Annotated in this window: 18 protein-coding genes; 12 read left to right on the top strand and 6 right to left on the bottom strand. The window is 24.6% G+C overall.

Annotated features, from left to right (window positions below; all coding sequences use genetic code 4):
- The first annotated feature begins 14 nt into the window (after positions 1 to 14).
- From AAHM85_RS04760 to AAHM85_RS04730, 7 genes are all read left to right on the top strand, one after another.
- The gene (locus AAHM85_RS04760; protein WP_342261186.1) at positions 15 to 215 is read left to right on the top strand and encodes a hypothetical protein; all 201 of its coding nucleotides are present in this window, start codon (positions 15 to 17) and stop codon (positions 213 to 215) included.
- Between the two features lie 127 nt (positions 216 to 342).
- The gene (gene mnmE / locus AAHM85_RS04755; protein ID WP_342261185.1) at positions 343 to 1698 is read left to right on the top strand and encodes a tRNA uridine-5-carboxymethylaminomethyl(34) synthesis GTPase MnmE; all 1356 of its coding nucleotides are present in this window, start codon (positions 343 to 345) and stop codon (positions 1696 to 1698) included.
- A gap of 17 nt (positions 1699 to 1715) precedes the next feature.
- Positions 1716 to 2561: a TatD family hydrolase gene (locus tag AAHM85_RS04750; RefSeq protein ID WP_342261184.1), complete on the top strand. Its 846-nt coding sequence runs from the start codon at positions 1716 to 1718 to the stop codon at positions 2559 to 2561.
- Complete coding sequence (locus AAHM85_RS04745; protein ID WP_342261183.1) at positions 2554 to 2913, top strand: DJ-1/PfpI family protein; 360 nt, start codon at positions 2554 to 2556, stop codon at positions 2911 to 2913. Before AAHM85_RS04750 ends, AAHM85_RS04745 begins: the two co-directional genes overlap by 8 nt.
- Positions 2877 to 3113, top strand: coding sequence for a DJ-1/PfpI family protein (locus tag AAHM85_RS04740; RefSeq protein ID WP_342261182.1), 237 nt, complete (start codon positions 2877 to 2879; stop codon positions 3111 to 3113). Before AAHM85_RS04745 ends, AAHM85_RS04740 begins: the two co-directional genes overlap by 37 nt.
- A 208-nt stretch (positions 3114 to 3321) precedes the next feature.
- Entirely contained in the window at positions 3322 to 3645 is a 324-nt protein-coding gene (locus AAHM85_RS04735; RefSeq protein ID WP_342261181.1) for a hypothetical protein, read from the top strand.
- A gap of 156 nt (positions 3646 to 3801) precedes the next feature.
- The gene (locus AAHM85_RS04730; RefSeq protein WP_342261180.1) at positions 3802 to 3930 is read left to right on the top strand and encodes a hypothetical protein; all 129 of its coding nucleotides are present in this window, start codon (positions 3802 to 3804) and stop codon (positions 3928 to 3930) included.
- 95 nt (positions 3931 to 4025) lie between these two features.
- Here the strand turns inward: AAHM85_RS04730 and AAHM85_RS04725 are convergent, their stop codons facing one another.
- The 5 genes from AAHM85_RS04725 to AAHM85_RS04705 all read right to left on the bottom strand — a co-directional run bounded on the left by AAHM85_RS04725 (position 4026) and on the right by AAHM85_RS04705 (position 7917).
- The gene (locus tag AAHM85_RS04725; protein ID WP_342261179.1) at positions 4026 to 4367 is read right to left on the bottom strand and encodes a hypothetical protein; all 342 of its coding nucleotides are present in this window, start codon (positions 4365 to 4367) and stop codon (positions 4026 to 4028) included.
- Positions 4368 to 4604: 237 nt separating this feature from the next.
- Positions 4605 to 4835: a hypothetical protein gene (locus tag AAHM85_RS04720; RefSeq protein WP_342261178.1), complete on the bottom strand. Its 231-nt coding sequence runs from the start codon at positions 4833 to 4835 to the stop codon at positions 4605 to 4607.
- A gap of 27 nt (positions 4836 to 4862) precedes the next feature.
- Positions 4863 to 5033, bottom strand: coding sequence for a hypothetical protein (locus AAHM85_RS04715; protein ID WP_342261177.1), 171 nt, complete (start codon positions 5031 to 5033; stop codon positions 4863 to 4865).
- A gap of 475 nt (positions 5034 to 5508) precedes the next feature.
- Positions 5509 to 6747 carry a rod shape-determining protein gene (locus AAHM85_RS04710; protein ID WP_342261176.1) on the bottom strand — a complete coding sequence of 413 codons (1239 nt, stop codon included), beginning with the start codon at positions 6745 to 6747 and terminating at the stop codon, positions 5509 to 5511.
- 30 nt (positions 6748 to 6777) lie between these two features.
- Complete coding sequence (locus tag AAHM85_RS04705; protein ID WP_342261175.1) at positions 6778 to 7917, bottom strand: rod shape-determining protein; 1140 nt, start codon at positions 7915 to 7917, stop codon at positions 6778 to 6780.
- 178 nt (positions 7918 to 8095) lie between these two features.
- Between AAHM85_RS04705 and rsmA the strand changes: the two genes are divergently transcribed.
- The 3 genes from rsmA to pth all read left to right on the top strand — a co-directional run bounded on the left by rsmA (position 8096) and on the right by pth (position 10784).
- Positions 8096 to 8941 (top strand): 16S rRNA (adenine(1518)-N(6)/adenine(1519)-N(6))-dimethyltransferase RsmA, encoded by an 846-nt coding sequence (gene rsmA, locus AAHM85_RS04700; RefSeq protein WP_342261174.1) that lies wholly within the window; start codon positions 8096 to 8098, stop codon positions 8939 to 8941.
- Positions 8942 to 9204: 263 nt separating this feature from the next.
- Positions 9205 to 10215 (top strand): ribose-phosphate pyrophosphokinase, encoded by a 1011-nt coding sequence (locus AAHM85_RS04695; RefSeq protein ID WP_342261173.1) that lies wholly within the window; start codon positions 9205 to 9207, stop codon positions 10213 to 10215.
- A gap of 5 nt (positions 10216 to 10220) precedes the next feature.
- Positions 10221 to 10784: an aminoacyl-tRNA hydrolase gene (pth, locus tag AAHM85_RS04690; protein ID WP_342261172.1), complete on the top strand. Its 564-nt coding sequence runs from the start codon at positions 10221 to 10223 to the stop codon at positions 10782 to 10784.
- 19 nt (positions 10785 to 10803) lie between these two features.
- On the opposite strand, the gene AAHM85_RS04685 is transcribed toward pth, so the two are convergent.
- Complete coding sequence (locus AAHM85_RS04685; RefSeq protein WP_342261171.1) at positions 10804 to 11061, bottom strand: hypothetical protein; 258 nt, start codon at positions 11059 to 11061, stop codon at positions 10804 to 10806.
- A gap of 118 nt (positions 11062 to 11179) precedes the next feature.
- Between AAHM85_RS04685 and AAHM85_RS04680 the strand changes: the two genes are divergently transcribed.
- Complete coding sequence (locus tag AAHM85_RS04680) at positions 11180 to 12742, top strand: adenylosuccinate synthase (RefSeq protein WP_342261170.1); 1563 nt, start codon at positions 11180 to 11182, stop codon at positions 12740 to 12742.
- Positions 12743 to 12744: 2 nt separating this feature from the next.
- Positions 12745 to 14046 (top strand): adenylosuccinate lyase, encoded by a 1302-nt coding sequence (gene purB, locus AAHM85_RS04675; RefSeq protein WP_342261169.1) that lies wholly within the window; start codon positions 12745 to 12747, stop codon positions 14044 to 14046.
- The last annotated feature ends 369 nt before the right edge of the window (positions 14047 to 14415 follow it).

The raw sequence follows: 14415 nt of genomic DNA, 5'->3' as shown, positions 1-14415 counted from the left end.
ATATTAAAAATTATTTGAATGATAAATGACATGATTTATTAGAACTTTTTAATATAAAAAATTATCAAGAAGAAATAATATTAAAGGGTAATAGAATTTATATTAATATTAATTGTAAAAATAAAAATTCAATTTTAATTAGCAAAAAAGGTTATACAATTAGTGCTTTACAAAATTTACTTATTACTTATTTAGAAACAAAATTTAAAAATTAGAATATATGAAATTATAAAAAAATAAGAATAAATGAAGAAATGTTTCATTTTGAATCAATGCCTAATAATCAAATTAGAGTAATTTAAGATTTTAAATTTTAGATTGTTTAAATGAAAAGAGGAAAAAATGTTAAATGATACTATTACTGCAATTGCAACTGCACCTTTAAATCAAGCAATTAGTATTATTAGAATTTCAGGAAAAGATACTTATGAGTTATTAAATAAGATTTTTGACAAAGATATTTTAAATCAAAAAGGTCACACTTTAATAACAGGATATATTATTGATCATAATAAGAATAAAATTGATCAAGTTGTTTTGGCATGTTATCGTGCTCCCAAATCTTTTACAGGTGAAGATACAATTGAAATTAATTGTCATGGTGGAGTGCTAATAACACAAAAAATTTTGCAATTATTACTATCTACAGGTATGAGAATGGCAACAAGAGGAGAATTTACGAGAAGAGCTTATTTAAATGATAAAATTGATTTAATTGAAGCAGAAGCTATTAATGATTTAATTATGGCTGAAAATAATACTATTTTTAAAACTGCTATTAATAGTTTAAGTGGTAAAACAAGAGTACTAATTGATGAATTGTCTTCAGAATTACTAACTTTAATTGCTAATATAACAGTTAATATTGATTATCCTGAATACGATGGAGTTGAGGAAAAAACAATTGATAATGTTATTCCTTTAGTTGAAAAATTTTTAAATAAAATAAAAGTTATTAAAGAACATAGTAAAATTACTAAAACTATAAAAGAGGGAATTAATACAGTTATTATTGGAAAACCTAATGTTGGAAAATCTTCCTTATTAAATGTGCTTTTAAATGAAGATAAAGCTATTGTTTCTAATGAAGAAGGAACAACAAGAGATCTGGTGGAAGGCAAAATTAATTTGGGTGATATTAGTTTAAATTTAATTGATACAGCAGGTATACGTCATACTTTAAATGATATCGAAAAAGCAGGTATTGATAAATCATATAAGGCTTTAAATGAAGCAGATTTAATAATATTAGTACTTGATGGTTCAAAAGATTTAAGTATTGAAGATAAACAGTTATTAGAAAAAATAAAACATAAAAATTACCTTATTGCTATTAATAAAACGGATTTAAGGTTAAAATTAAAATTAGACATTAAAAATAATTTTAATGTGGTAAAAGTTAGTGCAATAATGGGCGAAATTGAAAATTTAATTTTAGGAATAAAAAATAAAATTATAACTACTGAAATTAATTTTGATAAGGAATTACTTTTTGCAAATACAAGACAATTAGCATATTTAGATGAAATTGAACTTAGTATTTCAGAAGCATTAAAAGATTTAAAAAAGAATATTTCTATAGACTTAATTATTGTTCACTTACAAACTGCATGAAATAAGATTTTAGAAATGCAAGGTAAAAAATTTGAAACTGATTTATTAGATGAAATTTTTAAAAGATTTTGTTTAGGAAAATAAAAGGGAAGGTAAAATATATGGCTAATAATGGAATTTTTGATACTCATTGTCATTTAATGTCAAAACATTATGATGAAACAGAAATATTAAAATTATTAACTGATGCTTATTCAGCAGGTGATAGTATTGGTAGTATTTGTAATGTTGGTTTTGACTTAAATACTAGTAAGCAAGCTGTTAGTCAAATTTATGAATTTGAGAGTGAAGAAAAAATTCCTAATCTTTATGCAGCTGTAGGTATTCATCCAACAGAAGTAAACACTTGTGATAGTAATACTATTTCAGAATTGAAAAAATTAATAGCAACCGGTAAAGTAGTTGCTATTGGTGAAATTGGATTAGATTATTATCATAAATTTACAGAACCACAATTGCAAAAAAAATGATTTATTGAACAACTAAAATTAGCTAAAGAACATAAATTACCTGTATTATTACATATTCGTAATGCTTTTGAAGATGCTTTTGAAATTATTAAAAAAGAAAATATTACTAATGGTGTTCTTCACTGTTTTACAGGGACAAAAGTAATAGCTGAAAAATTTATAAAACAAGGTTTTTATATTTCTTTTGCGGGTAATGTGACATATAAAAATGCTTTGAAATTACAAGAGGTAGCAAAAAGTATACCAATTAATAAAATATTAGTTGAAACGGATGCACCCTATTTAACTCCTGAACCAAAAAGAGGCAAAAATCCTAAAAACGGATTAACAATTAATCATCCAGAAAATATAATATTTACAGTTAATAAAATAGCTGAATTAAAGAAAATCCCCAAACAAAGTATTATTAATGCAACTAGGGAAAATGCTATTAATGTTTTTAAATTAAATAATGAATTGAAAAAAAATAATGAGTAATAATGAGAAGTTTAAAGTAGCTATTTTTTTAGCAACAGGCTATGAAATGGGTGAAGTAATAATTACTATTGATTTATTAAGAAGGGCTAATATTATTATTGATTTAGTAAGTATTGAAAATGACTTAAAAATCAAATCAAGTCATAATGTTTTTATTTTATGTGAAAAGAAAATCAATGATACTGATTTGTTAAGTTATAAGATGCTAATTTTACCAGGTGGTAAAATTGGGGTAGAGAACTTAAGCAAAAATGAATTATTAAAATCAATGTTAGTTATTTTTGCTAAAGATAGCAATAAGTTTATTGCTGCTATTTGTGCAGCACCTCAAATTTTAGGACAATTAAAATAGATAACAAAAAAATTACACATTACCCTGGCACTAATGTCGGCTTAAATAAAAGTATTATTTTAGATGAAAAAGTAGTAGTTGATAATAATATTATAACTGGAAAATCAATTGATGCTGCATTTGAATTTGGTTTAAAATTAATTGAAGTTTTAGAAAGTAAAGAAATTAGTGAACAAATTAAAAAACAATTAGTTTTTTAATTTGTATTTTTTTATATAAAGTTAAAATTATTACTTTTAAAATAGTTAATGGCTTAGAACCTGTTTAGAATCTTTTAGAGAATAAGGTAAAATTACTATATATTTTAACGCTTTTCTCAGCATTTATGTGATAAAATTAAAAAATAGTACATAAAGGGAGAAAAGCGTTAAAATTTTATATAAAGTAAAAAAAGGAGTAGTGAAAAAAATGATAAATAATAATAATTTTATTAAAATAGGTTTAATAATTGGAATGATTATGTCAATAATATTACTTATTAGTTTTATTATTTATGGAATATTTACATTTTTTAATTATTTTTCACTAGTTATTATTTTAATAATTATTTATGGACTATTTCAAGTGATTCCCTTTTTACTTTGTTTAAATAATTATTTTATTGAAGAAAAATGATTATTTTTAACAGGTTTATTTAGTTTAACAACATTTGTTATTCCTGGAGTTTTAATTTTAATTGGTTATTTTGTTAGACAAAAGAAATTAATAAAACTTATTAATAATAATTTGTAAAAAAATAAATGTTATTTTATTTTTAGGTTATTATTTTATATAATTTTCCTTTATTAATATTGCTTCATGTTTCTATCTATAATAGACTTCTTGGATAGTTATCTATTAAAATTTAATTTTTAGAATATGATTAAAATTAAAAAAGATAGGAAATCTATGATATTTGATAAATTAAAAATTATTAAAAATACAGGGTTATTAAGATTAACTGGTATAAATAATATTACTTTTAATAAAATTCTAGAAATTTTAAAAACAGAAGAATTAAAAAAGTTTATTAATTAAAATATTTTATAGAAAAATTTATAAATAAGTTGGTAATTTTTTAATAAAAAAATCATTTAATAATTCTCAATTTCACCCTTGTCCAGATTGCGGCGTTAATAATCATTCAGTAAAGGCTTCGGCAAAAATTCACCTTTTTTATAGGGTTTCCCTTCACTTCAAAACATACGACCATAATTACTTTGCACAATAATCATTGGGAATACTAATCTTTTTTGATAATCACTACTACTAATATTAACTTTATCATTTAAGTAATCCATTAATAATTGACTACAATCAGAAATTTGTGCCCCCATCATGTGATTTTGTGCTCTTCAAACAGATGAATAAGCATTATTAATTTTAAAAATATTTTTATTAAGTAAACAATTTTCAATTTTATTATTTTTAGGCCAATTTCAATTGTTATTAAACGTACTACGATCAGCATCCACTAATGATAAAAAATTATCGAAAGCATGACCACATTCATGAGTACTAACACTAATTATGTTATTAGTTGCTCATCAACCCGCTTGATAGTTTTCGCTAATTTCTTTAGTATTAACAAAATCTGGACCATAAATTTGACGTTGGCTATTAATTAAATAAGAATATTGATTATAAGCAACGACGTTTTATCTGATATTGATGCTTCAGTAACACTTTGCATTAAACGTAAAATGTTATTTTTACCATATACTTCCTGCCATAATATTATAAAAACGTAATTGCTCTTTTTTTGCTGTTTCAGTAGCAAGTTGACTTAAACCAACATCTTTATATAATTTTTCTCAATCAACATTACTGTTTTGAATTCCTAGTGGTGTATTAGTTAAATCGTGTGTTAATTGATTAAAATTAAGAAAAGGTAACGGTTTACTAGCAGTATCATAAAAACTATTAAATTCATTATTTGCCATTTGACTAGCTGGGTTTTTAATTTTTCGTTAATTCTCTTTAATAAAACTAGTCATTTCTGATGATCAACGATAACGTAATAAACTAAGATAATAATCACGATTATAATTAGGTTGATAACTTCAAACAATAATTCAAGCAAGTAAACCAGTAACCAATAAAACTATGAAAATTATAAAAAATTTACGATATTTTTTCATAAAATCTCCTTTTAAAAAAATTTATTATTAATAATTTCAATTCCTTATTTAAATTAATATTCATAGAAAGAGAAAATAAATTATTAATTCGCACCTTCTAAGCACTTCATATTTTTGTTTGCTTTTTTGAAATTGATAACTAAATCATTACTATTAATTTCTATTACAACTTGAATAGTGTAAATTTTCTTTTTTTTCAATGTTTTTTTAGTAAACTTCAAACCTTACCATTATTTTCATTTCATTCTGATACTTGTATTGGTAAGGATTATATTTGTTGTTTAGTTCCACTACATGCCATAATAGTTAAACTTGTTGTTTTGTTAAAATTAGTGTTCCTAAAATAGTCAGTAATCTTTTCATATCTTATCTTAATACCTCTTATAATCTTTAAATCTTTTGAGATATATTAACAATATAGGTAAAAAATGCACTTCTATAAATTTTAAAAGTGCATTTTATTTAAACTTATTTTTTATCCTAAATCTTCGTCTTTTGTTAGAATTTCGCGGTTAGGATTTTGTTCAGCTATTAATTGTTTGTAAATTGTATCACGGTATTTTACACAACCATCAATAACATTATCTAAAGGATTTTGAGCAACACGTACTTCAAAGATATCTCCTTCATATTTTTGACGAATTGGTTTTGTACCTTTTTCAGCTTTAACTTCGATGAAATATTCCTTAGCCAATTCTTCTTTAATAAATTCATCTATTTTTTTAATGTAAGCTCCACCACCACAAATTGTGATTCCCTTACCTTTTTTCTTTAAGTCACTAACACTACCAGCAGCTTTTTCTCCAGAAGTTCTTAGTACTCTACGAATTGATGGAATAACATGTTCTCTAAATTGAACTTGCATTACATTTTCACGAATTTCTTCTGGTGTAATTTCAATAGTTTTAGAAATTGACATTGTTTCTCCTGGTTGAGAGTCTAATCTAGGTAATGAAACACCTGAAATAGTGTATGGTTTTTCATCTTGATATTTAAGAAGTGAACCGATGTTCTTTTTAACATCTTCTGCTTCTTTAGTACCAATTTTTAAAGCATGCTTTTTAGCTATGTATTCTTGAATTTTTTGTGTTAAATAGTCTCCAGCACAATGTGTTGTATATGAATATAGGATTGAATCGTTGCTAAGTACGGCAATATCAGTACTTCCTCCACCAATATCAACACACATAATTGCAGTTCCAAAAATATCTTGGCCTGAACCTAATGCTGCCATTTTAACTTCTTCTTGAACAAATCCACGAAGTGCTCCTAAACGATGAACTATATTTTCTAATGCTTCTTTTTGTACTGAATTAATTTCACTTGGTGTTGCCATTAAAACAATTAAATTACGGTTTTTATCAGCTTGTTTTGAATCTTTAATTTCAAGTCTAAAATCTTGAAAAATTTTAGCAAGGATACGTTGTAAAGCATCTGGATCAGCAATATTACCATCACGAACTGGACGTTTAATAACAACATTTTCATTTGTTTTATCAATTAAAGCTTTAGCTTCTTCACCATAAAGAATAACATTTTTTTCATAGTCTTCAGCAAGATAAGTTGGAGCATCATATGTAAGTCCAATATTAACATACCTTGCTTTAAAGTTTTCTGTTCCGACATCTAAAGCTAATCATTGGTAGTCATTAATAGACTTAATATTACTTTTTTTATTTAAGTTTTCTTTGGGTTTTTTATCAAATAATCCCATTTTTTTTCCTCCTTCTACACACCTGGAATTTTAATTACTTGGTCTAATGAATCCTTTTTCATATACATCTTGTTTATGAGTTTCATAGGCTTGAGTTCCTCTAATTACACACTCTCTTGGATTATTAGCAGATACCACATGTTCTAAATTTAGTCGTTTTTTTAGATAAGTTGTAATATTTTCAAGCAAAGCACCCCCACCAGTGATAGTTAAACCATCTTTCATAATCATTTCTGAAAAGGCAGGTCCAGCTTTATCAATAATGTCACTACATAGTGCAACAATTGGTTCAAAGGCTTCGGTAACTACTCTAGCTACTTCTTGTTTAGGAACTATAATTTGCTCAGGTTTTTTAGTTTTAGTACTTTTTCCATGGATAGTAATTTTATTTTCACTATCTTTTTCACCATCTATTCAAATTCCAGCACTAATTTTTGTTTTTTCAGCCTCCATTGAGCTAAGAGATATATAGTGCATTTTTTCAAAATGTTCTTTAATACTACGTTCAATAGCATTTCCAGCAATTGGAATTGAATCTTGAACAATAACTTCTCCACTTGATAAAATGGCACAGTCAGAAGTTCCGCCACCAATATCAAGAATAAATACTCCTGAAGAATCTCAAAGTGCTTCCCCAGCACCAATAGCTGCCAATTTTACTTCAGGAACAATAGCAACTTTTTCAGCTTTCATTACGCTTTCATTAATTGCATTATATCTATTGGGAAATTTATCACTATAAATTGGAATTTTAGCTATTTTTTTTCCTTGTAGAATTTCACGTAAAACAGTTCTATCTAATTTATAAACCTTAGATGGAATAGCTACAAGTGCTACTGAATTTTCTCAAATTTTTTCAGCTTTCACATCAATAATTTGTGTAAAAATCTCAGTTAATAAAGCAATCAAAGCATTACTGTCACTAATAACACCATTAGCCATTGGTTCTCTGAAAATTTTATTTGCTGGAGTTTTTTCTTTCATTAATAAAGCAGCTTCACCAATGAATACTTCTCCGTTTTCTGTATCAAATACAATTGCTGATGGTTGACTATAAACAACCCTTCCATTAACTCTGACAATTAAATTTCTTGTTCCTAAATCTAGAGAAACAATATTAACGTCTTGGTTATTGTGTCCGTCATTAGCAACCTCTATTTTTGTTGCCATATAAAAATCATCTCCTTTTCCCACTCAAATTAATATTTATTTATTAAGTTGATATATGTTAATATTACCACATGTAGATTTGCTAGTAGTAAATTTAGCATATATGATTAGTTGGCTAACTATTTATTTAATTATATACTAGTAATAATTAAATAAAAATATGAATTGGAGAATAATAATGGAAAATCCAAAAAAAATATTGAAAAAATACGACTTACATGCAATTAAAAAGTTTGGACAAAACTTTTTAATTAATAATAATATAATTGATAAAATTGTTAAAACTAGTAATTTTAAAGGTGAAGATGGCATTATTGAAATTGGAGCGGGCATTGGTCATTTAACCAATAAATTACTCAGCACTACGCAAAAAGTTGTGACAATTGAAATTGACAAAAAATTAATTCCTGTTTTAGAAAAAGAGTTAAATGAATACAAAAATTTAAAAATTATAAATGATGATTTTTTAAATTTAGATTTAAAAAAAATCATTAATGAAGAATTTGCAATAAATCAAAAAATTCATGTAATTGCAAATTTGCCTTATTATATTACTTCACAAATTGTTTTAAAATTATTAGAAAATATTGAATTATTTGATTCATTTACATTAATGATGCAAAAAGAAGTTGCACAAAGATTTTGTGCTAAACCTAAAACTAAAGTATATAATAATCTTTCTGTTATGTGTCAATTTTATTGTGATGTTAAAATTTTTTTTGATGTTAGTCCTAATAATTTTACTCCGATACCTAATGTCACAAGTAGTGTTGTTTATTTTAAAGTAAATCCTAAATTTCAACTTGATGAACCACAATTATTTTGAAAATTTGTAAGAAGTTGCTTTGTTAATAAGAGAAAAACATTAATTAACAATTTGGGTATTTATTTAAATAGCAAAGAAAAAGCCGTTAATTTAATTAACGACTTATCTTGATCATTAACAATAAGATCTGAAGAATTAACATTTTCAATGTTTTACCAGTTATTTACTATTATTAATAATAAATACCTTTCAGAATAATTATTAAAATTAATGATATTAGAATGTGGATAATAAGTATATAAAACACCTCAGCAATAATCCTTGTTTATTAATAAACATATTTTTAAATATTTATTATCCGTTAACTATTATAATGATTTTATTTTTTCTTGCAAAAGATATAACTTTTTATTAATTATTTTTAATTAATAGTCTTTAAATTTAATATACTTAAATTGTAATAAACATTGTATAATGAAATTATAATTATAATTTTTTAGAAACATGTAAAGGAGGATTTAATGAATAATGTAGAAAAAATTGTAGTTTTTGGTTTAAGTGCTAGTCAAAAATTTACACGAGAAGTTTGTAAAAAACTTAATATTGAACCTGGAAAAGCAGAAATTAGTCGTTTTGCTGATGGTGAATTTAACATTCAATCTATAACATCAGTACGAGGGAAAGTGGTATATATTATCCAATCAACTTCGCCGCCAACTAATGATAATTTAATGGAATTATTAATTTTTGTTGATGCTTTAGTTCGTGCATCTGCTGCTAAAATTCATGTAGTAATTCCTTATTTTGGTTATGCTCGTCAAGATCGAAAACAAGGTGGTAGACAACCTATTACTTGTAAACTTGTTGCAAATTTATTAACTGTTGCAGGTGTTGATCGTGTTATTACTGTTGATTTACATTCACCACAAGAACAAGGATTTTTTGATGTTCCTGTTGATGATTTACGAGCAACTCAAGATTTAGCATCTTATTTAATTGAAGAAAATTTAACTAATTTAGTTGTTGTATCTCCAGATCATGGTGGTGTTACTCGTGCTCGAAGATTAGGTAATTATTTAAGTGTACCCTTGGCAATTATTGATAAAAGAAGAACAACTCCTAATCAAAGTCAAGTTAAGTTTGTATTAGGAGTTGTTAAAGAAAAGAATGCTATTATTATTGATGATATGATTGATACAGGTGGTACTATTATTAATGCAGCAAAAGCTATTAAAGAACATGGTGCAAAATCAGTTTATATTTTAGCTACTCATGGTATTTTTAGTGGTCAAGCTTCAAAAAATTTGAAACAAGCTGTTATTGATGGAATTATTAAGGAAGTTGTTATTACTAATACTATTGAAATTTCTGAGGAAAAAAAATTTAATGGCTTAAAAATTATTTCAATTGCTGATTTCATTGCAAAAATGATTGATGCTTCAATTAATAATAAATCATTAACGAAAGTTTATGATGATAAAACAAATGAATTAATAAAAAAAATAGTAAAAAATAATAAAGAGGAAATTTAAAGTAAATGAAATTAGTTATTGGATTAGGAAACCCAGGTAAAGAGTATGAATTAACGCGTCATAATATTGGTTTTATTATTATTGATATGATTTGTGAAACATTACAATTAAAAATTAATCAAACTAAATTTAATGGTCAATATGTTAAAACTGTTGTTAATGGCACTGATGTTATTTTTTTGAAACCATTAACTTTTATGAACTTATCAGGTTTTTGTGTTTCAAATTTTATGAATTATTTTAAAATTAAAATTGAAAACATGTTAATTATTCACGATGAAGTTGATTTAAATTTTGGTCAATTTCAATACAAGCAAAAATTTAGTGCTGCGGGTCATAATGGAATTAAAAGTATTTTTAATCAAATTGGTAGTAAAGATTTTCAAAGATTAAGAATCGGTGTTGGTAAAAATTCTAATTTTAACACGGCTGATTGAGTTTTGAGTAAGTTTAGTAATGATGAGTTAAAGAATATAAATGATCATAAACAATTTTTTGTAGAAAGTATTAGTAGCTGAATTACTTATAGTAAATTTGAAAATATTATGAATAAATATAATAAAAAATAATTAATATATTATAAAAATATTAAAGAATATTTTCATTTTTATGTTTTCTACATAAGTAAACATAAAGTTGTGTTTCTTTTTCTTTTTTAATTTTTTCTAATTCTTTTTTTATTTCTTCAATTAATAAAATATCATTTTGTGTTTGCTGATATTGATTTATTTCATTTATTTTTTCAAGTTTTGCTTCTAGTAATTTTTGCTTACAAATAGGACAAAGTTTGTCAAAATCATTATTATTATTATTTTGAAAACTATCATTATCAAAATTTCATTTCATTTTTTAAATTTCCTTTACTAGTTTATTTTAATAACAATATTTTGATAATCATTATTAAATAATTATATAATTAATTTATAAATTTATAAATACTTTTTTTGAGTATAAAGGAGACAATATGAAAGCAAAAAAAAATATAATTAAACCAACAATAGAAAAGGCAAAAACTAAAGTTGAACAGCTTAATAAAACTATTAAACCAAAAGTTAAAGAGGTAAAAAAAGCGACTAAAGTAAAAACGCAAGCAATAAAAACTGACACTATTAAGCCAATCATTAATAAGATGAAGGTAGATTTTGAAAAGTCAAAACATATAATAAAAGAAGAAAATCAAAAAATTGCTAATAAAATTGTAAATACTAAAAATATTTTAATATCAAAAATTCATCAACCAAAACCATTTAAAACTACTGCTATTATTGGTTGTCAATGAGGTGATGAAGGAAAAGGTAAAATAACTGACTATTATAGTCAAAATTCTGATGTTATTGTTCGTTGAAGTGGTGGTGATAATGCTGGACATACAATTGTTTTTGATCATCAAAAATATAAATTAAGTATTATTCCTTCTGGTATTTTTAATAAAGTTTCATATTGTGTTATTGCTAATGGTTGTGTTGTTAATCCAGAAAAATTAGTTTCTGAAATTGAATATTTAAAAGCTGCTGGTTTTAGTTGTCAAAATTTACGAATTTCTGATCGTGCTCATATTATTTTATCTTATCATTTAGCATTTGATGAATATGAAGAAAAAATTAAGGGTGATAAAGCCATTGGCACTACCAAGAAAGGAATTGGACCTTGTTATGCTGATAAAGTTAATCGGATTGGAATTCGAATGGGTGATTTATTAGATAAGGATCGACTATTAGAATTGATTACTGATAATTTGTTAATTAAAAATAAAATATTAAAAAATGTTTATGGATATGAAAAAGAATTTAATGCACAAACAATATATAATCGTTTATTAGAATTATTGCCAAACTTTAAAGATTTAATTATTGATACTGGTCAATTTTTAAATGAACAATTAATTAGAAATAAAAAGATATTATTTGAAGGAGCACAAGGTACTTTATTAGATTTAGATCATGGTACATATCCTTTTGTAACATCTTCTAATCCAAGTGCTAGTTCAATTGCTATTGGTTCAGGTATTTCTTTAAAAGCAATTAATGAAATTATTGGTGTAACTAAAGCATACAGTACAAGAGTTGGTGCTGGTGGGTTTCCTAGTGAAGTTTTTGGTAAATTAGCAGATTATATTCGTATGACTGGTAATGAATATGGTACAGTTTCAAAAAGACCAAGAAGAATTGGATGATTTGATGCAGTTATTGCTAAGTATAGTGCACAAATTAATGGATTTACTAGTTTAGCTATTATGTTGTTAGACGTGGTTACTGGTATTGAAACATTAAGCATTTGTACTCATTATACTTTAAATGGCGAAATAATTAGATACATACCTTCTCAAATTAATAACTTTAATAAATGTCAACCAAATTTTATTACTATGCCTGGATGAAATGAAGATATTACTAATATTACTAGTTATGATGAATTACCAGAAAATGCTAAAAATTATTTAAAAAAAATTAGTGAGTTGGTGGGTGTTCCAATTAGAATATTTTCTGTTGGTCCAGATCGTAAACAAACTATATTTATTAAGGAGTAAAAATGATTGAACGTTACGAAACAAAAGCAATGACTAATATTTGAAATATGAAAAATCGTTTAAACTTATGAATGAATTTTCAAATTGATGTTTGTGAATCATTACAACATTTAAATATAGTTCCCTTTAAAGATTTTCAATTAATTAAAAAAAATGCTAAGTTAGATATTGAATTAATGAATAAATTAGAATTAGAAACTAAACACGATGTAGTTGCTTTTACTAGAATGTTAAGTGCTAACTTAAAAACTGAAAGTCGTTGAATTCATTATGGTTTAACTTCAACTGATATGGTTGATAGTGTCCAAAATCTGCAAATAAAATTTTCAAATGAAATTATTGAAAAAGCTTTAATTACTTTACAATTTAAATTAAAAGAGTTAGCGTTTAAATATAAAAATCAATTAGTAATTGGTCGCAGTCATGGTATTTTTGGTGAACCAACTTCATTAGGATTAAAATTTGCTTTATGATACGATGAAATAAATAGACAGTTAGTAAGGTTGGAGTTGGCAAGAAAACAAGTTGAAGTTATTAAGATTACGGGTGCTATGGGTAATTTTGTTCATATTTCGCCAAAAGTTAGTGAACTTATTGCCAAAAAATGAAAAATGGAAGTTGACAGTTCTGCTACGCAGGTAGTACAACGTGATCGTTTGATTTTTTTAATTACACAATTAAGTTCAATTGCTACAACAATTCAAAAAATAGCTTTAGAAATTCGTTTGAGTCAACGTAGCGAAGTTAATGAACTTTTAGAGGGATTTTCTATTTCACAAAAAGGTTCAAGTTCAATGCCACATAAAAAAAATCCAATTGGTTCTGAAAATATTTGTGGTTTAGCAAGATTAGTTCGAAGTTATAATAGTATAGTATATGAGAATAATTTATTATGATATGAACGTGATATCTCTCATAGTTCTAATGAACGCATTATGTTACCTGATATTTATCATATATTAGATTTTATTATTAATAGAATGACAAACATTTTAGATAATTTAGTGATTAATACTAGTGCCATGGCAAATAATATTGCTAAAGCTAATGAACTTTATTTTTCACAAGTAGTTTTATTGGCTATTATTAAAAATAATCCAAAAATAACACGTGAAATTGCTTATGATTTTATTCAAAAATGCACTTTAGAAGCACAAAATAAAATGATTAATTTTAAAGATGTATTAATAAAGAATAATATTAATCAATATTTAACTAGTGAACAGTTAAATGAATGTTTTAATAATAATATTTTTTTAATAAATGTTGATTATATTTTTAAAAAAGTTTTTAAAGATAAATAATGTTTAATATTAAATTTAATTAGCATTTAATTTATTAATTTTGTTTTTTTTATTTTACCTAATAATCAATAAAAATAAAAGATTAAGAAAATATTATAATCAGTCACTAGACTATATCAGTTTAAGGAGTGAAAATTATGAAGAAATACAAAATGGATGATAGTTTTCCTTTTATAGATCAACATCTTAATTTTATTACAAGTTATGATGATGATAATGAAGAACATTTTATGATGTTTTAGATGATCGATACTTAAAAGATAATGGAGAAATAGATATTAATTTATTAAAAAAGAAAATTAATAAAATAAAAATAATATTATATTAGCAATAAGAAATATAAATGTGAAAAAAATTGCAATCAATTAT

The sequence above is a fragment of the Spiroplasma endosymbiont of Notiophilus biguttatus genome, from assembly GCF_964030985.1.
GTDB lineage: Bacteria > Bacillota_I > Bacilli_A > Mycoplasmatales > VBWQ01 > Spiroplasma_E > Spiroplasma_E ixodetis_A.
Note: the sequence above shows the minus strand (reverse complement) of the source record. Positions and strands in the feature narration are given on the sequence as shown.